General features: G+C 58.4%; 14 protein-coding genes. 3 read left to right on the forward strand and 11 right to left on the reverse strand.

What is annotated here, in order from left to right:
- Positions 1 to 11 precede the first annotated feature (11 nt).
- Positions 12 to 473, reverse strand: coding sequence for a ribosome maturation factor RimP (locus ACFER_RS06920; protein WP_012938707.1), 462 nt, complete (start codon positions 471 to 473; stop codon positions 12 to 14).
- A gap of 221 nt (positions 474 to 694) precedes the next feature.
- Between ACFER_RS06920 and ACFER_RS06925 the strand changes: the two genes are divergently transcribed.
- Positions 695 to 2749 (forward strand): transglycosylase domain-containing protein, encoded by a 2055-nt coding sequence (locus ACFER_RS06925; protein WP_012938708.1) that lies wholly within the window; start codon positions 695 to 697, stop codon positions 2747 to 2749.
- Between the two features lie 297 nt (positions 2750 to 3046).
- Here the strand turns inward: ACFER_RS06925 and ACFER_RS06930 are convergent, their stop codons facing one another.
- The 4 genes from ACFER_RS06930 to mmuM form a co-directional block, all read right to left on the reverse strand.
- Positions 3047 to 4423, reverse strand: coding sequence for a pyruvate carboxylase subunit B (locus ACFER_RS06930; protein ID WP_012938709.1), 1377 nt, complete (start codon positions 4421 to 4423; stop codon positions 3047 to 3049).
- 119 nt (positions 4424 to 4542) lie between these two features.
- Positions 4543 to 5718, reverse strand: a complete 1176-nt coding sequence (locus tag ACFER_RS06935) for a M20 family metallopeptidase (RefSeq protein WP_012938710.1) — start codon at positions 5716 to 5718, stop codon at positions 4543 to 4545.
- Positions 5719 to 5720: 2 nt separating this feature from the next.
- Positions 5721 to 6278, reverse strand: a complete 558-nt coding sequence (locus ACFER_RS06940) for a hypothetical protein (RefSeq protein WP_012938711.1) — start codon at positions 6276 to 6278, stop codon at positions 5721 to 5723.
- Between the two features lie 36 nt (positions 6279 to 6314).
- On the reverse strand, positions 6315 to 7268 hold the full coding sequence (gene mmuM / locus ACFER_RS06945; protein WP_012938712.1) for a homocysteine S-methyltransferase: 954 nt from the start codon (positions 7266 to 7268) through the stop codon (positions 6315 to 6317).
- 225 nt (positions 7269 to 7493) lie between these two features.
- Here mmuM and ACFER_RS06950 point away from each other — a divergent pair, with 225 nt between their 5' ends.
- On the forward strand, positions 7494 to 7898 hold the full coding sequence (locus ACFER_RS06950) for an HTH domain-containing protein (RefSeq protein ID WP_012937547.1): 405 nt from the start codon (positions 7494 to 7496) through the stop codon (positions 7896 to 7898).
- Between the two features lie 11 nt (positions 7899 to 7909).
- On the forward strand, positions 7910 to 8908 hold the full coding sequence (locus tag ACFER_RS06955) for an IS3 family transposase (protein ID WP_012938408.1): 999 nt from the start codon (positions 7910 to 7912) through the stop codon (positions 8906 to 8908).
- Between the two features lie 205 nt (positions 8909 to 9113).
- Here the strand turns inward: ACFER_RS06955 and ACFER_RS06960 are convergent, their stop codons facing one another.
- The 6 genes from ACFER_RS06960 to ispG all read right to left on the reverse strand — a co-directional run bounded on the left by ACFER_RS06960 (position 9114) and on the right by ispG (position 19165).
- Positions 9114 to 10505: an alanine/glycine:cation symporter family protein gene (locus ACFER_RS06960; RefSeq protein ID WP_049763454.1), complete on the reverse strand. Its 1392-nt coding sequence runs from the start codon at positions 10503 to 10505 to the stop codon at positions 9114 to 9116.
- 109 nt (positions 10506 to 10614) lie between these two features.
- Positions 10615 to 11796, reverse strand: a complete 1182-nt coding sequence (locus ACFER_RS06965; RefSeq protein WP_041666219.1) for a Zn-dependent hydrolase — start codon at positions 11794 to 11796, stop codon at positions 10615 to 10617.
- A 119-nt stretch (positions 11797 to 11915) separates the two neighbouring features.
- Complete coding sequence (locus tag ACFER_RS06970) at positions 11916 to 15491, reverse strand: PolC-type DNA polymerase III (RefSeq protein ID WP_012938715.1); 3576 nt, start codon at positions 15489 to 15491, stop codon at positions 11916 to 11918.
- A 21-nt stretch (positions 15492 to 15512) separates the two neighbouring features.
- Positions 15513 to 16190, reverse strand: coding sequence for an MgtC/SapB family protein (locus tag ACFER_RS06975; protein ID WP_012938716.1), 678 nt, complete (start codon positions 16188 to 16190; stop codon positions 15513 to 15515).
- 189 nt (positions 16191 to 16379) lie between these two features.
- Positions 16380 to 18095 (reverse strand): proline--tRNA ligase, encoded by a 1716-nt coding sequence (locus tag ACFER_RS06980; RefSeq protein WP_012938717.1) that lies wholly within the window; start codon positions 18093 to 18095, stop codon positions 16380 to 16382.
- Between the two features lie 2 nt (positions 18096 to 18097).
- Entirely contained in the window at positions 18098 to 19165 is a 1068-nt protein-coding gene (gene ispG / locus ACFER_RS06985; RefSeq protein ID WP_012938718.1) for a flavodoxin-dependent (E)-4-hydroxy-3-methylbut-2-enyl-diphosphate synthase, read from the reverse strand.
- Between the last annotated feature and the right edge of the window lies 1 nt (position 19166).

The following is a 19166-nucleotide window of genomic DNA, read 5'->3' on the forward strand; positions in this document are numbered from 1 at the left end:
CAATGGTTCCATTAAAAGTCGATGTGGGGCCGTACCGAAGCGATCAGCTTCCGTTCAATGGCCAGTTTTTTCTTTTTGGCATCTTCCAGCACCAGCTTTTCGGCATCGTGGCTTTTCAGCACTGCCGTCAGCTGCTTTTTCCCCTCATAGGGGGCAAAGAAGGCCAGGTCCACCTTCTGCCCGTAATGGGCTTCCAGGTCCTTGTCCTTCTTCAGGGGCCGGTCGATTCCCGGGGAAGAGACTTCCAGGTAGTACTTCTCTTTAATGAAGTCTTCCTCATCCAGCTTCTTGGCCAGCGCATTGCTGACCGCCGAGCAGTCATCGATGTCGATGCCGCCCGCCTTGTCGATGAATACCCGCAGGAACCAGTCCCGTTCCCGCACGTATTCCACATCCACCAGTTCCAGCCCGGCTTCCTCCACAATGGGAGCTGCCAGGTCCGTCACCCGTTCTGTGATTTTCTTTTTGTCCATTCAGGCACCTCTGCTTTTTTCTTTCCTAGTAAACGAAAGAGCGGGTACGAATACCCACTCTCTAAGGTCTGCCTCAGTTTTCCTCATTATTATAGCACCCTCCCGGGAAAATGGCAACTGTTGGAAGAAATGTCCCCTATACACCTCACCGGACAAATGTGATATAATATCCTGTAACTTATGGTCTCAATCCATTTCTATCTGTTATAGGAGCTGACGTGATGACAAGCAACAAGAATAAGAACTGGAGGAACCTCTTCGGTTCCTCTTCTCCTCACAAACGAAAGAAGCTGGGGGGGACGATTTTTTCGGCCCTGATGGCTCTGGTGCTGGTGGGCTTCCTTTCGGTGGCCGCCTTCTTTGCGGTGGCCAAGTTCACCACCGCCAAGATCCTCACCAAGGACATGGCACCCATGGCTTCCTCCCAGTTCTTCGACGCCAAGGGCAACCTGATCACTACGGTGAATTCGGAAGAAGACCGGATCCCGGTGACCATCGACAAAGTCCCCAAGAACCTCCAGCATGCGTTCCTGGCGGCAGAAGACATCCGGTTCTATGAACACGGAGGCATCGACTTCCGGGGGATCGGCCGGGCCATCTACACCTACATCCGGTGGGGCGAGGTCCAGGGGGGCAGCACCATCACCCAGCAGCTGGCCAAGAACTACTTCCTGACCCAGGAACAGACCCTGAGCCGGAAGCTCCATGAAGCCTTCATTGCCCTCCAGATCGAACAGAAATACACCAAGAACGAGATCCTGGAGATGTACATGAACCAGATCTACTTCGGCCAGGGGGCTTACGGGGTGGAAACCGCCGCCAACACCTACTTCGGCAAACACGTGGAAGATCTGGATCTGGCCCAGAGTGCCATGATCGCCGGGATCCCCAAGAGCCCCAACTACTACTCCCCCCTGTCCAACCCCAAGGCCGCCAAGGCCCGGCAGAAGACGGTGCTGGAGCAGATGACCAAATACGGGTTCATCACCAAGGAAGAAGCCGACAAGGCCTATGCGGAGCCCCTGACCTACAAGAGCCTCAATGAATCTCCCGGCTCCAAGAAATACTTCATCGATTACTGCATCCAGCTGCTGGTGGACAAGTTCGGTCCCGACGCCGTGTACAAGCAGGGCCTGAAAGTCTACACCACCCTGGATCCGGATATGCAGAAGGCTGCGGAAAAAGCCGCCGCCCTCACTCCCACCTACTACACCGACAGCAACAAGCTGAAACAGCCCCAGAGCGCCATTGTGGCCGTTGATCCCAAGACCGGCTACATCAAGGCCATGATCGGGGGCCGGGGCACCGACCAGTTCAACCGTGCCGTCATGGCGGAACGGCAGCCCGGTTCCTCCATGAAACCCTTTGTGTATCTGAACGCCCTGGAACAGGGAGCCACCCCCGGGGACACCGTACAGGATTCTCCGATCCCCGGCGAATGGAATCCCCAGAACTATGACCGGAGCTTCCACGGCACCGTCAGCTACCGGACGGCCCTCACCTATTCCTACAATGTGCCCGCCATCAAGGTGGCCATGAAGTACGGTACGGAAAAGACCATCAAGCTGGCCAAGCGGCTGGGCATCACCACCCTGGTGGAGGATGACGACAATCCGGCCATGGCCGTAGGGGGCCTGACCCACGGGGTCACCCCGCTGGAAATGGCCGGTGCCTATGCGGGCATCGCCAACATGGGGAAATTCAATAAACCCACCCCCATCATCAAAATCCTGGACCGGAACGGCAAAGTGCTCTATGAACACAAGACCAATCCCACCCAGGCTGTGAAACCGGAAAGCGCCTACATGATGATCTCCATGATGGAAGACGTCATGACCCGGGGCACCGGCCGTGGTGCCGCCATCAGCCGGCCCTGCGCCGGGAAATCCGGGACCACCGACAATTACCACGATGCCTGGTTCGTGGGCTTCACCCCCAACCTGGCCTGTGCCGTATGGATCGGGGATGACAACAATGAATCCCTGGGCGGCATGACCGGGGGCGGCCAGCCGGCCACCCTGTGGCGTGCCTTCATGAGCGGTGCTCTGGACGGCATTCCTGCTGAAGACTTCGAAAAACCGGACGGCTTCAAGATGCCGGCGCCGAAGTATGAAGCCCCCAAGCCCCAGCCCAAGAAACAGACCACCAAGAAACAGGATACCAAGAAAAAGGACAGCAAGAAGGAAGACGCCCTGCCGGGAGGCGGGAACGTTCCCCAGCCGCCCCGGTCCGGCAAGAGCTCCACGCCCCCGCCGGTACGGCCGCCGAAACAGTGATAAAAAAAATCCCTGCCGCAGCTGCGGCGGGGATTTTTTTGTCAAGGGGTAAGAGTCAATGGCCAGTCGACAATGGCCCAATGTTAAATTTGCAGACAAATTTTTGAATATGCAGAACCTTTGGATCAAATAACCTCTCAGTTTACTCTCGATTCTGGTTCTATAGAATCAGAAGGATTCGCCCATCCAGGCTAATCCTGTCCTAAGGCTTCCGACTTCAGACTCCTGACTCCAGACAAGGGACTGTTGCTCATGCAACAGTCCCTTTCCATCGGCCGCTGCCACAGCAGCAGCTTTTTACCGGTTGTTCTTGAAGAAGGCCAGGGCCACTTCCGGGAACAGGGCATAGGACAGCACATCTTCCACGGAGGCATTGGGATAGCCTTTGGCAGCCAGGTCGGCTTTCATCTTTTCCATTTGCGGCGGAATATCGTCGGCCGGTCTGTGGGTAATGGGAGAAATCACGGTCTTGCCGGTCTTCTTTACGATCCAGCGGCGAACCAGTTTCTTCAGATCTTCGCTGATGGGTCCCGGCGTCTTGCCGTATTTGCCCATGACAATATCCTGGATTTCGTTGGGGATCATTTTGTACCGTCCCATCATGACGTTCATGGTGGCCATGGTGCCCACAATCTGGCTGGAAGGAGTTACCAGAGGAGGATACCCCAGGTCGGCCCGGACTCTGGGCACTTCCTTCAGCACTTCTTCGTATTTGTCGGCCATGCCCATTTCAGTGAGCTGGTTCAGCATGTTGGACAGCATGCCGCCAGGGATCTGGAAGCTCAGGACCTTGGGGTTAATGCTGATGTTGCTGGGCAGCTTGAAGGTCTTCACCAGATCAGCACGGACTTTCTTGAAGTGGTCCGCAATGGGCCCCAGTTTGTCCATGTCGATGCCAGTATCTCTTTCGGTGCCCTTCAGGGTGTACACCAGGGATTCGGTGCAGGGATGGCTGGTGGTTTCCGCAAAGGGAGACAGAGCCGTATCCACAATATCCGCACCGGCTTCGATGCCCTTCAGCAGGGTCATGGAAGCCATGCCGCTGGTGCAGTGAGAGTGCACGTTTACAGGGATGCTGATTTCCTTCTTCAGGGCCTCTACCAGGGAAGCGCAGGCATAGGGAGCCAGCAGGCCGGACATGTCTTTGATGCAGATGGAGTCAGCCCCCATTTCCACCAGTTCCTTGGCCAGCTTCAGATAGTCGCTGTCCTTGTGGTACGGGCTGATGGTGTATACCAGGGTGCCCTGGGCATGAGCGCCGGCAGCCTTGGTGGCTTTCATGGCCGTTTCCAGGTTCCGGGTATCGTTGAAGGCATCGAAGATACGGATGATGTCGATCCCGTTGTCCACGCTGCGTTTGACGAATTCGGTGACCACATCATCGGCATAATGGTTGTAGCCCAGGATGTTCTGGCCACGGAGCAGCATCTGCAGCTTGGTTTTCTTCACATGTTTCCGGATTGTACGCAGCCGTTCCCAGGGATCTTCGTTCAGGAAACGCAGGCAGGAATCGAAAGTGGCGCCGCCCCAGGCTTCCAGGGCATAGAAGCCGCAGTCATCCAGGGCTTCCAGCATGGGCAGCATGTCGCTGGTGCGCATACGGGTGGCACACAGGGACTGATGGCCGTCACGGAGAACCGTTTCCACGATTTTAACGGGGTTCGGATTGTTCATTGCTCAACCTCCTATAGTTACGAACAGTCTAACTGATTTATACAATGTATATTATATCATACATCCGTCCTCTGAGGTAATACATTGTAGTTTATTCAGAATATTAGCAGATCCTTATTTCAGTGTGAAGCTTTTCTTTTCCGGAATTCTTCCCACATGGCGGTGAGCTTTTCCGGGTCTTCCAGGATGGAGCAGCAGGCGGCGGCCAGGATCTGGCTGCCATAGCCGATGGCCTTATGGGCGGCTTCCGTCTTCCCGGCCTTCAGATAGACTTCGGAATGGGCCGGGGTCCCTTCCGGCACAAAGGCCACCCGGATGCAGGTGCCGGGCATGTGGTACAGGATGATGCCGAAATCCGTGGAACCGGTTTTCTGCCGGGGTTCCGACAGCTGGGGCGCCCCGAAGGCCCGGGCCTGTTCCATCACCAGGTCATTGAGGGTCAGACAGGGGATCTTGGCATAGAATTCGTGGGTCTCGGTGATGGTATGGGTGGTACCGGTCATCAGGCAGGCCCCTTTCAGGATATCCAGGAACCGGGGTTCCAGGCTCCGGAGGTAGCCGGTATCGTAGGAACGGAGCTCATACTGGGCCAGGGTCCGGTCAGGGACCACATTGGCCGGTCCCCCGGCGTCCCGGACCGTGTAGTGCATCCGGGTGTCCTCGTTCACATGTTCCCGGAGGAATTCGATGGCATTGAAGCTGAGCAGGGCCGCGTCAAAGGCGCTCCGTCCCTGTTCCGGGCTCATGGCCGCATGGGCCCGCACCCCGTGGAATTCCACCCTATAGCTTTTGTTGGCCATGCTCTTTACATCCACGCAGGTGGTGGGCGCGGCGTGCATCATCAGGGCGATGTCGATGTCCTGGAAGCAGCCCTGCTCCATCATCACCGTCTTGCCCCCGATGGTCTCTTCCGCCGGTGTCCCGTAGATCACCAGGGAAAAGGGCACGCCTTTCCCAGCGAACCGGTCCCGGACCGCCAGGGCCGCCCCGATGACGGAAGGTCCCTGGAGATGATGGCCGCAGCCATGGCCCATGCCTTCCAGGGCATCGTATTCACACAGGAACCCCAGCCGGGGTCCTCCCTCTCCCTGTTTCCAGGTGGCCCGGAAGGCGGTGGGCAGGGTCCCTACTCCTTTTTCCACGGCAAATCCCTGTTGTTCCAGATAGTCTTCCAGCAGGGCGGAGGATTTGGTTTCTTCCAGGCCCACTTCCGCCCAGTCATAGATCTGGTCCGCCATGCGGCACAGTTCTTCCCGGCGTTTTTCCCAGCTTTCCTTGATTTTTTCCCGTTCCATGGTCATTCTCCTTTATTTTCTTCCTGACAGTTCCGGAACCAGTCCAGATACTCCTGTTCCACTTCGGTAAAGAGCCGCACCCGGTAGTCCACCGGCAGCCGCAGGGTCCCTTCCTGTTCCCGGTTTTCCGGATGGTCCATGAGATGATGCAGGTCGCTGAACATCAGGGCCCGGTCGATCTGTTCCACTTCCGCCCATTCTTCCGGGGTAAGGGGCCCTCCCAGGAACCGGTCCAGCACCGCCTGGAGCAGACGGTCTTCCAGCTCCCGGTACCGGGGCATGTTCACCTTGTAGGGATGGGGCACGTCGGACAGATAACATTCCGTGGCGTCATGGAGCAGGGCCCCCAGGATCACCTGCCGGGAATCCCCCCGGGCTGCCGCTTCTTTGGCCGCCGCCAGACAGTGCTGGCCCACGGAATAGAAAGTCTTCACATGGCCGTTGCCCCGGCACAAAAGGCTCAGGGCATGGGCGATGTCCTGGATCCGGATGGTTTCCGGGTCCGGATGGAGGGGATCGAACTGGATCCCCGTATAGGTTGTGATTTCCCCCTCACTCATGGACCGGCGCCTCCTTTGTTCCTCTTCCCTCTGCCCTCATGCCTCTCCCAGGAACTGTTCCCGGGCCGCCGCCACCTGGCGGACATGATCCGCCACCGTGGTGCAGCAGCCCCCTACGGCCACGGCTCCGGCCTTCATATACTCCAGGGCATAATCGCCGAACTTCCGGTCCGTGCCCACTCCATGCCAGGTCTTGGTCACCGGGTCATATTCTTCTCCGCTGTTGGGATAGACGAATATGGGCCGGTCAGAAGCGGTTTTCAGTTCTCCGATCAGGCTCACCAGGTATTCCGGTTTGGTGCAGTTCACCCCCAGGGCCTCCACTTCCGGGAACTGACGGACCACTTCCGCCGCCGCTTCCCGGATCGGGGTCCCTTCGCAGATATGGAGCCCGTCCCGGCAGGAGAAGCTCACCCAGAAGGCGGCTCCCAGATCTTTGGCGATGGAAACTTCCACCAGGGCTTCTTCCAGGGAGGGCTGGGTCTCGAACAGCAGCACATCCGCCCCGGCCTGCCACAGCAGTTCCGCCCGGCGCCGATGGAATTTTTCCAGATCTTCCCGGGACACCCCGTAATGGCCCCGGTATTCGGACCCATCCGCCAGATAGGCGCCGTAAGGCCCCACCCCGGCCAGGCACAGAGGCCAGGCCCGGCCGGCGGCTTTCCCTTCCCGGTCCCACCATTCCTGCCGGGCTTCCTGGAAAATGGTCACGGACCGGGTGATCAGCTCTTCCGCTTCCTGTTCCGTAAAGCCGTTGGCCACAAGCCCCGGGATGGAAGCCTGGTAGCTGCAGGTAATCCCCGCATCGGCCCCGGCCCGGAAATAATCCAGATGGACCTGTTTCACCAGTTCCGGCCGGTTGGCCAGCACCCGGGCGGTCCACAGGCTGTTGTTCAGATCCGCTCCCAGGTTTTCCAGGGCCGTGCCCATGGAGCCGTCAATGACCAGGATCTTGTTCTGGTCCAGGATATTCTTCAGTGTCTGTCTCATCGTTTCTCTCCTTTGATTCTATATACCGGCAGCGGGACGTCCCTTTCCGCCGGTATACTGTCCCCATAAGTGTGGACACTTTTTAAGAGTAGCACCTGCCCACAAAATTGGACAGGCTACAATTTGAATCCTTTAAAATTGGCGTGCTCATTTTGGACCCAACCTATTGAACACAATCATATGCATGTGGTATCCTCAAATCCAATAAAGCCAAGGAGAATCCACATGAGCAGAAAACTTTTTACTGAGGAGCAGATTGCAGCGTTGCGCCAGAACCCTTATGTGTATAGCGTAAGCCGCTCTACCCTGGTCCTGAGGAAGTCCTTTAAAGAAATCTTTTACACCGAATATATGGAAGGAGTCTATCCTAAAGACGTCTTCAAAAAATACGGCTTTGACCCTGCTGTGCTGGGCGAAAGACGCATTGGCGGTGCTCTCCAGCATATCAAAGAGGAATATGCCAAATATGGTTGTTTCTATGAAGGCAGGAGACCCGCCGACAGGTCTGACACCGCCGCCAAGGTCAAGCCTGAAGATGACATTAAGGCCCTCAGACATGAAGTTGAATACTTGCGGCAGGAAGTGGAATATTTAAAAAAAATTTCCGCGATCAAGAACACAAAAAGGTAGGTTCTCTGCTCATGAACGATTCCTCTTGTGTGTTCGAAATCATAGAAAAGACGGTAAGTACCAGCGAGAACAGACTTTCCATCAGCAGTTTATGCAAGATGGCAGGCGTGTCCCGAAGCGGTTATTATGCCTGGGTAAAGGCGGAAGCATTTCGGCAGGCCCAGCAAGAACAGGACCGCAAGGACTTTGAACTGATCCTTGCCGCTTACAAAAGACGAGGGTACAAGAAGGGCGCCCGCAGCATCTATATGGAGCTGCTCCACATGGATCCGCCCGTCATTATGAATGTGAAGAAAATCCGTCGTCTGATGAAAAAGTTCCACCTGCTTTGCCCCATCAGGAAGGCGAATCCCTATCGGCAGCTGGCGAAAGCCCTGAAGACCAATACGGTGGCCGATAATCTGCTGCAGCGCCAGTTTGAGGACTATGGTCCTCGCATGGTACTGCTGACAGATATTACCTATCTTCCTTACAATGGGATCTTTGCTTATCTTTCCACCATACTGGATGCCTATACCAAGCAGATTCTGGCGTATGTCCTCAGCGATTCTTTGGAGGTGGATTTCGTGGTAGAAACGGTGAACAACCTGATTCGAGATCACGGCGTCTCACTGCATGCTGAAACCATCGTGCATTCTGACCAGGGTTGCCATTACACGAGTCACAGCTTCATCGATATCCTCCATGACAAGGATCTCAGACAATCCATGTCACGGCGGGGGAATTGCTGGGACAATGCGCCGCAGGAAAGCTTCTTCGGCCGTATGAAAGACCATGTGAAAAAGAAAATTGCAGCAGCAGTGAGCTTTGGGGAGGTGAAGGCCATCGTAGATGATTACATGGATTATTACAACAACGAGCGCTACCAGTGGGAACTGGCGAAACTGTCGCCAAACGAGTTCTACCAATTTGTAACAACAGGGGTTTATCCGCTCGATATTCCCAAGATGCCCGAGGTTCCTACATTGAAGCGGAGAGCCTGTGAGCTGGGGAACCAGCTCACCTCATAAAATGGCAAAAGCAGCCATTTTATGAGTAAGGAGCCAGTGCATAAGATTGGATGGTTAGGGGCCTTCTGATAGACAATTACCAAACGTCCATTTTAAAGGTACCAGGATTGTTGAACTGTCTAAAACAAGGGGTCCTACTTTTAGAAACTGTCCTTGACAAGGGGTACGGTTTACGGACGCCTCTTCCCTCTTCACTCTGCACTCTTCACTCTGCACTCTTCACTCTTCTCTCATCCTCCACAGTCCCGTAGGAGACCACCGGGGGATTTTCGCCCCGTTCTTTGGCCGGCAGGAACCGGAACCAGAAATCATCGAACAGCCGGAAGATTTCCTTCTGCTGGGTGACGATGAACAGGATGGTGATCATCACATAGATGGCGGACAGGATGTCCGTCATGGCCCACAGGGCATCGGCTTTGGCATGATAGAGCACCACACAGGGGATCATGTAGTAGAACATGTACAGCCGGGTGCCGATTCTGTTCCGCCGGGTGTCCCCGAAGGCGTAGTTGACGGATTTCTCACAGCTGTAATACATGCCGATGATGGTGGTCCAGGCAAAGACTGTAATGGCCAGGGCCAGGAACCAGGCCCCCGGTTCCCCGAAAGAGACCCGGAAGGCGGCGGTGGTGAGCCGGGCACTGTCCAGGCCGGGGAAATCCGTATAGGCATGGGTCAGGATCAGGGAAAGGGCCGTAACGGAACACACCACGATGGTGTCCAGGAACACTTCCCCCCAGCCCCAGGAAGCCTGGCGCACCGGATGATCCGTCCGGGCCGAGGCATGGGCGATGATCCCGTAGCCAGTGCCTGCATCATTGGAATACAGTCCCCGGGCAATGCCGTAGCGCATGGCATCCTTCACGGTGGCTCCCGCAAAGCCCCCGGCGGCAGCCGTAGGACTGAAGGCGCTGCGGACGATCAGGGCCAGGGCCCCGGGTACCTCCTGCCAGTTCTGGAGCAGGATGGCCACTCCTCCCAGGATGTACAGCAGGGCCATCACCGGCACCACCCGTTCCATCACCTGGGAGATCCGCCGGAGACCCCCGAAGATGGTGGCAAAACAGGTGATTCCCAGAAACGCTGCAGCGTACACCGGCGGGATCCCGAAGGCTTCCTTCAGGGCCCCCACTACCGATTCGGTCTGGACGGAGCAGGTCCAGGGGCCCAGGGTGAAGCAGGCCACGGACAGGAGCAGGGCGCCTCGTTTCCAGCCCAGGGCGTTTTTCATCACAAAGGACCGGTCGCACATGTATTCGTCCATGGATTTGGAATATTTCACCCGGAACCGCTGGCCCAGGATGATCTCACAGGCTTTGGTGGACATGCCCAGACAGCCGGACACCCACATCCAGAATACGGCCCCCGGTCCCCCGGACACAATGGCCGTAGCCACCCCGCCGATGTTCCCCACCCCGATGGTGTTGGCCATGGCGGTGCAGGCGGCGGCAAAGCCGGAAACCGTGCCATGGCCCTCCCCTTTCTGGAACATTTTGCCGAAGGTGTTCCGGAAATGGAACCCCCAGTGGCGGAAATTGTAATAAAAGCGGAACCGGAGGCTCAGATACAGCCCCATGCCCACCAGGACCACCGTCATCGGTGTCCCCCACAATGCGTCTGCAGCCCCCTGCAGAAAAGTCAGCAGCAATCCCCTCAACTCCTTATGGTAAATGTATATCCTATAATATCAGTTGGATTGGCGGGCGTCAATCGTCCAGTCCCAACAGGGTCCGGTACAGCACTTCTCCGCCCCGTTCCACGTCTTCCGGAGGCGTGTATTCTTTGCCGCTGTGGCTGATGCCCAGATGGCTGGGGATGAACAGCATCCCCACCGGGATCCGGTGGGCGATGGAATCCGCATCGTGGCCGGCGCCGCTGGGCATCACCTGCCAGGTGGCTCCCAGGCTGTCCGCCGCCTTTTCAAAGGCTTCCATCAGTTTGGGATCGCACAGAGCGCTGTCCTTGTGGATCAGCTGCTGCACCGTGAACCGGGCATCCGGGATCAGCTCCGTGGCCGCCCGGATCTCCCGGATCAGTTCGTCAGTGTACTGCCGGTCCACATTGCGCATTTCAAAGGTGCAGGTCACCTTCCCGGGGACCACATTGGCCGCATTGGGGCTGCACTGGATCTTCCCGGCGGTGAACACCAGGCTGTGGCCGATCTTCCGGCAGGCTGCGTCGGCAAAGACGATGAGTTTGGCCATGGCCACCATGGCATCCTGCCGGTCCTCCATGGGGGTGGTGCCCCCGTGGTTGCTCTGGCCTTCCGCCGTCACCAGGTACCGGACGATGTTGGAGATGCCGCTGACGATGCCCAGCTGGATCCCTTCCTTCTCCAGCCGTCCCCCCTGTTCGATGTGGGTTTCCAGGTAGCAGGCCGCATCGGAAAAGTCCCGGCGGCAGGCCAGGATTTCTTCCACCGAATGGCTGAATCCCTCCAGGGTTTCCCGGAGCAGGGGCTGGTCCGGATCTGTAAGCCCGGCCAGAGTCCGACTGCCGAAGGTCCCTCCCAGGGGGCTGGCTTCTTCCCCGTTGAAGGCGTACACCTCCACCGTGTGCCGCAGCTTCCGTCCTTCTTCCCGGAGCCGCCGGACGCAGCCGATGGCCGCCGCCACCCCGTAGGCCCCGTCATAAAGACCCCCGGAGGGCACCGTGTCCAGATGGGACCCCAGGAGGATGTGCTTTGCCTCCGGATCCGTCCCGGGCAGCACGGCCCGAAGATTCCCCGCCGCGTCCCGGCTGGTGGTGAGACCCGCCTGCCGGAGCAGCCCTTCCGCCGCCTCCAGGGCCTGGAAGAATTCCGGACTGTACAGCCGGCGGGTATAAGACCCGTCCGGATTTTTGCCAAAATGGCCGATGGTTTCCAGGATATCCATAACTTTTCCCATGAAAAAGACCTCCTTCACGTACATTTCTTCCATTATAACCATAAAATGGGGAAATAGAAAAGGAGCTGTGAAAAAATGAAAAATCATTTTTCACAGCTCCGTCCCTGGCAGCAGCCCCCTTAAAACAGCTCGATCTGGTCCGTTTTGGGCATCCCTTCCAGGACTCCCAGTTCGTCCAGGATCTCCACGTTGCTGGTGCTGATCTTGGCCCGGTTCCGCAGGTCTTCCTGGGAAATGAAGGGGCCCTTCTTCCGGGCCTCCACGATCCCTTCCGCGGCCACGCCCCCGATGCCCCCGATGGCACCCAGCGGCGGCAAAAGCCCTTTTTCCGTCACCAGGAACTTGTGGGCGTCGGACTTGTACAGGTCCACCTCATCGAAGACGAAGCCCCGTTCCAGCATCTCCACGCACAGTTCCATGTAGGTGGCCGTATCCTTGTCGTTCACCGATGCCTTGGTGCCCTGGGCGTTCACGTTCTGGATGAACCGCTTCATGTAATCCAGGCCCTTGTGGACCAGGGTGTAATCGAAGTGGGGCGCCCGCACCGTAAAGTAGGCGGCGTAGAACTCCTTGGGATGGTGCACCTTGCAGTAGGCGATCCGGTAGGCACTGAGCACGTAGGCCACGGCATGGGCCTTGGGGAACAGGTACTGGAGAGTGGTGCAGGCCTTGATGTAGAAATCCGGGATGTGGGCCTTTTCAAAGGCTTCCAGCTGGTCCGGTTCGAACCCTTTCTTGTGGGCCTTCCCTTTCCGGCTCCATTCCATGATCCCGAAAGCCATACTGGGCTCCATGCCCTTGTTGATCAGCCAGTTCATGATGTCGTCCCGGGTGGAGATGGTGTCTTCCGTGGGAGTCCCGCTGCGGATCAGGTCCTGGGCGTTGTTCAGCCACACGTCGGTGCCGTGGGAATACCCGGAAATGCGCAGCAGGTCGGAAAAGTTCTTGGGCTTTACGTCCGAAATCATCTGCCGGACGAACCGGGTGCCGCATTCCGGCACCCCGTAGGTGGCCACATCCGTCCCGATCTGCTCCGGGGTCACCCCCAGGGATTTGGTGGACAGGAACAGTTCCATGGTGTCCGGATCCCCGATGGGGATGTTCCGGCAGTAGTCCTCTCCCAGCATCCGGTCCAGCATCTTGATCACCGTGGGATCATCGTGGCCCAGGATATCCAGCTTGACGATCCGTTCGTCAATGGAGTGGAAATCGTAATGGGTGGTGATGGTGCCGCAGCTGGGATCATCCGCCGGATAGGATACGGGGGTGATGTAGTGGACATCCAGATCCCGGGGAATGACCACGATGCCCCCGGGGTGCTGGCCGGTGGTCCGTTTCACCCCGGCCAGTTTGGGGATCAGCCCTTCGATGAAGGCCGTCCGCTTGGGTTCTCCCCGGGTCTCATAGTACTTCTTGATGTACCCGTAGGCCGTCTTGTCCTTGATGGTGCCCAGGGTACCGGCCCGGAACACATTGTCCCGGCCGAACAGTTCTTCCGTGTATTTGTGGGCCCGGGGCTGGTATTCCCCGGAGAAGTTCAGGTCGATATCCGGCACCTTGTCCCCGTGGAACCCCAGGAATACGGCGAACGGGATATTGTGCCCGTCCCGGATCATGGGAGTGCCGCATTCCGGGCAGTCCTTTTCCGGCAGGTCGAAGCCGGACCCTACGGAGCCATCGGTGAAGAATTCCGTATGGTAGCAGTGAGGGCACCGGTAATGGGGCACCAGAGGATTCACTTCCGTGATGTTCAGCATGGTGGCCACAAAGGAGGACCCTACGGACCCCCGGGACCCCACCATGTACCCGTCGTCGTTGGATTTCTTCACCAGCAGATGGGCGATGTAGTACAGCACCGAGAACCCGTTGCCGATAATGGAGGAGAGTTCCTGCTTCAGCCGGTCCTCCACGATCTTCGGCAGCTTGGGGCCGTACCATTCGTGGGCTCTGGCGTAGCTCAGGGATTCCACCTTTTCCTTGGCCCCGGGGATGGTGGGCGAATACAGCTGGTCCCGGTCGGGCACCGGCTTGAAATGCTCCACCTGGTCGCTGATTTTGTTGGCGTTTTCCACCACCACTTCATAGGCCCGGTCCCCCAGGTAGGAAAATTCCTCCAGCATCTCTTCGGTGGTCCGCAGGTACAGGGGCGGCTGTTCCTCATCAGGATAGCCCATCCCGGCCTGGAGGATCTTCCGGGCCAGGGCGTCTTCCGGATTCAGGAAGTGGACGTCGCAGGTGGCCACGGTGAGTTTTCCCAGTTCGTCCCCCAGGGCCAGGATCTTTTTGTTGATGGCCTGGAGGTCTTCCACCGAATGGATGTCCGGGAACCGGGGATCCCGGATCAGGTAGTTGTTGTTGCCCGTGGGCTGGATCTCCAGATAGTCGTAGTAGGAGGCGATCTCCTTCACTTCCTCATCGGGGAGCCCGGCCAGGATGGCCCGGTACACTTCCCCCGCGGCACAGGCGGATCCGATGATCAGCCCGTCCCGGTACTGGTCCAGGAGGCCCTTGGTCATCCGGGGCCGCTTGGGTTTGCCCCCGAAATACTGGAGGTGGGACAGGGACACCAGCCGGTACAGGTTCCGGAGCCCTTCCACGTTTTTGGCCAGCAGGATGATGTGGTAGTTCTTCTTGTCCTCCCGGCTGTGGCACAGGTATCCTTCCACCCCGTAGATCAGCTTCAGTTCCCAGCCGTTCTTTTTGGCCAGGTCCTTGGCTTCATCATAGGCAAAGGGGAAGGCCTGTACCACCCCGTGATCCGTCAGGGCCAGGGCCTTGTGGCCCCAGCGCACCGCCGTATCCACCAGTTCCTTGATGGGGGTGAGGCCGTCCATCTTGCTCATCTTGGTGTGGCAGTGTAGCTCCACCCGCTTGACTTCCGCCCTGTCTTCCCGGAGTTCCACCGGTTCCTTCATGATGCCCTTGACCCCCACCATCACCAGTTCGGAGTTGGCGTATTTGTCCACGGTGATGTTTCCCTGGATCTTCACCAGGGATCCTTCCGGGATCTTGGCCTGGAGGTCCGCACACTCCTTCTGGTTCTTCTTGGGGTCGTTGCCTTCGTTCCGTTCGCCGAAGCGGATCTTGGCAAAGAGCCCTTCGGTGTCGTCGGAGAGCTTGATGGTGAGCATCACGGCGCCGGTCCGCAGTTCCCGCACTTCGAACCCCACCACGGTGCCTTCCACCACCACATTGTTCTCTTCTTCCACCACTTCCGCCATGGTCCGGGCCTTTTTGGTGATCTTCCGGCCGAAGACCACCCCGTCGGTCAGTTTTCCCCCGCCCCGGCTGGCTTCCACCGCCTCCAGGGCCCGGAGATATTCCTCACTCTGGAAGAAATCATCCTGTGCCTGTTCTTCTTCCGGGGGTTCTTCCGGTTCCGGGGGCAGGGGGACTTCTTCATCCTCCAGACAGGGCGCCGCCACCTGGTCTGCGTGGACATTCACGAAAGCCACCTGGGCAACAGAACAGGCAGCGGCCAGCTTTTTCGCTGCCGCTGCCAGTTCCTGCTGTTCCAGAGCCGTCGCCGCCGCATCGTAAAAAATCTTCCAGGTGTTCCTGGCCTCATCCACTTCCACATACCGGATGGGAAAGGTTTCCACACAGTGCCGCTGTTCCGGGCTCAGATCCAGGGTGATCATAAAGTCCAGGAACACATGCCTGTTGGGTACGATCTTATAGCAACTTGCGCTCATTCCAACCTCTTTGTTATTCCGTCACTCATCCACCAGGGCCACGTGCTGCACCGTTTTGGTGCTTTCCAGGCCGCTGATGATGGTATTGGCGTTGTAGTACTTGCCGATTTTCACCGCCAGGTCCACCTCGATCACATTCCGCTGGGGGTCGTTGTGGATTCCCAGGATCCGGGTCTTGATGTTCCGTTCCTGGAGGAAATCCATCACGTCCATCATGCTGTCCGGATTCTTGTCCAGCACCACATGGAGCTTGCACCGGGTGGCTTTGCCCGTGGGCAGCACCTTCTTTTCCAGCCCCCGGATCATGATCAGGGTCACCAGGGTAATCACCGTGGTGAAGATCCCCACGGCCAGCATGCCGCAGCCCACCGTGAGCCCGATGGCCGACACGATCCACAGGCTGGCGGCGGTGGTAAGCCCCTTCACCGTCAGTCCCTCGTGGAGGATGGTGCCGGCCCCCAGAAAGCCGATGCCGCTGACCACCTGGGAGGCGATCCGGGAAGGATCCCGGTACTGGGGGTGTCCGTCGATGCCGTAGATGGAAACCACCATCAGAAGGGCCGAGCCGGTAGCCACCAGCACGTGGGTCCGCAGCCCGGCCGGCCGGTCCCCGCTGCTCCGTTCCAGACCGATGAGACCGCCCAGGAAGGCGGCCAGAAGGATCCGCAAAGTCATCTGGGCCAGCATTTCGTTTTCCATGGTTTCCACCTCCAATTACGGGCTGCAGAAAGCAGCCCGGGTCGCGAATCGCGTGCTCTGTTCCGTTGAATCAAACGGCCGTCTTTCCTGTCCATAGAAACATGCTCTGCTCTTTTCTGCAAAGCAGCAGGATTCTATAGGGATTGCGGTCAAAGCCCGCGACTCACTTGCCCGCGACCCGTGACCCAATTACAGCGCCTTGTCTAGGATGTCCCGGATGGCCTGGATCCAGTCGCCTTCAAAGGAAACGTCGGCCATTTCCCCATTGCACCGGAGCTTGGTTTCCATGGCGTTCCGCTTCATGGTCTTGGGCCCGATGACGATCCGCAGGGGGCAGCCGATCAGGTCCGCATCCTTGAACTTCACCCCGGCCCGTTCGTCCCGGTCATCCAGCAGGGTATCGATGCCGGCCTGGTTCAGGGCGTCGTGGATTTCCACCGCCTTCTGCCAGCTTTCCTCGTCCTTCACGTTCATGGCCAGCACCATCACCTGGTAGGGGGCGATGTTCCTGGGCATGATGATCCCGTCCTTGTCGTGGTGCTGTTCGATGGCCGCAGCCAGGGTCCGGCCCACGCCGATGCCATAGCAGCCCATCACCAGGGGATGTTCCTTCCCGTCCACATCCAGATAAGTGGCATGGAGGGCTTCACTGTACTTGGTGTTCAGCTTGAACACCTGGCCCACTTCGATGCCCCGGGCTTCCTTCAGGTGCCCGTCACAGTGGGGGCATTTGTCCCCGGCCACGGCGGTGCTGATGTCCGCCACCTGGGTGTACACGAAATCCCGGGAGGGTTCCGCGTTCACATAGTGGACGTCTTTTTCGTTGGCGCCGCAGCACACATTGTGCATGTGCATCACCGTATGGTCGATGAGGATGATGGCCTTGTCCTTGTTCAGGCCGATGGGGCCCATGAACCCAGGCACCGTGCCAGCTTCCCGGATCAGGTCGTCGGGAGCCATGTCCACTTCGTTGCAGCCCACGGCGTTCACCACCTTGGTGTCGTTCACTTCCTTGTCCCCCCGGACAAAGCACAGCACCAGTTTCCCTTCGTCGGTGACAAAGGCCACGGCCTTTACGCTCTTTTCAATGGGAGATCCCAGGTACTGGCACACCGCTTCGATGGTGCTGCAGTCCGGAGTGGCTTTCTTTTCCAGTTCTTTCGGTTCTTCAGCCGGAGCTTCGATGGCGGCACATTCGGCCTTTTCCACGTCGGCGGCGTATTCACAGGTATCGCAGTACACAATGCCCGCTTCCCCGCTGTCCGCCAGGGCCATGAATTCATGGCTGCCCTTGCCGCCGATGGCGCCGCTGTCCGCTTCCACCGGCCGGTAATCCAGGCCGCACCGGGTGAAGATCCGGCTGTAGGCATCGTATTCATCCTGGTAGGATTTGTCCAGGCCTTCCGCATCCTTGTCGAAGGAATAAGCGTCCTTCATGATGAATTCCCGGCTGCGCATGAGCCCGAAACGGGGGCGCTTTTCATCCCGGAACTTGCTTTGGATCTGGTACAGGGTCACCGGCAGCTGCCGGTAGGAGCGCAGGTCATCCCGGACCAGGGTGGTCACCAGTTCTTCATGGGTGGGCCCCAGGCAGAAATCCCGGCCGTGCCGGTCCTTCAGCTTGAACATTTCCGCCCCGTATGCCGGCCACCGGCCGCTTTCCTGCCAGATTTCAGAGGGCTGCACAATGGGCATCATGATTTCCTGGGCTCCGGTGGGGACCATTTCCTCCCGGATGATTTCCTCGATTTTCCGCAGGCTCCGCCAGGCCAGGGGCAGATAGCTGTACAGGCCGCCGGCCACCTTCCGGATGTATCCGGCCCGGAGCATCAGCTTGTGGCTTTCGATGACGGCTTCTGCCGGAACCTCTCTGAGAGTGGGAGCATACAATTGGGAAACGCGCATGTTTACAACTTCCTTTCGTCTGTGATCTTTTGGATTTCTTCAAACAGTTCTTCTACCAGCCGGGCTTCCGGCACCTTCCGAAGGATCTGTCCCTTCCGGAACAACAGACCTTCGCCCTTGCCTCCGGCAATGCCCACATCGGCCTCCCGGGCTTCACCCGGTCCGTTCACCACGCAGCCCATGACGGCTACGGTAATGGGTTCCGGGATCTCAGCCAGCCGGGCTTCCACCTCTTTGGCCACCTTTTCCAGGCTCCAGCAGGTCCGGCCGCAGGTGGGGCAGGATACCAGGGTGGGTCCGTGCTGGCGCAGGCCAAGGGATTTCAGGATCTCGAACCCGGCATCGATTTCCGCCAGGGGATCCCCGGTAAGGGAAACCCGGATGGTGTCCCCGATGCCTTCGGCCAGCAGGGTGCCGATGCCCACGGCGCTTTTGATGAGACCGCTGCGGATGGTCCCCGCCTCGGTGATCCCCACATGGAGGGGATAGTCGCACTCTCTGGCCATGAGCCGGTAGGCGGCCAGGGTCAGGGGCACATCGTGGGCTTTGAGAGAAATGACGATATTATTATAATCCATTTCTTCCAGAATATGAATATGGCGCCAGGCGGCTTCCACCAGGGCTTCCGCCGTAGGGTGCCCGTATTTTTCCAGCAGGTCTTTGGGCAGGGACCCGGCGTTCACCCCGATGCGGATGGGCACCTGCCGCTGCCGGGCGGCTTCCACCACCTTTTCCACCCGGTCCCGTCCCCCGATGTTCCCCGGGTTCAGACGCAGGGCGTCCACCCCGGATTCCAGGGCCGCCAGGGCCAGCCGGTAATCGAAATGGATGTCCGCCACCAGGGGGATGGCGATCTGTTTCCGGATTTCCTTCAGGGCCTGGGCCGCTTCCAGGGTGGGCACGGCGCAGCGGATGATTTCACAGCCCCGGTCCGTGAGCCGGTGGATCTGGTCCACGGTGGCGGGGATATTTTCGGTTTTCGTATTGGTCATGGACTGGACGGCCACCGGGTTCTCTCCCCCGATGGTCACCTGGCCGATGGCAATGGTACGGCTTTTTCTTCTTTCCATG

Origin of the sequence: Acidaminococcus fermentans DSM 20731, assembly GCF_000025305.1 — a bacterium.
Classification (GTDB): domain Bacteria; phylum Bacillota; class Negativicutes; order Acidaminococcales; family Acidaminococcaceae; genus Acidaminococcus; species Acidaminococcus fermentans.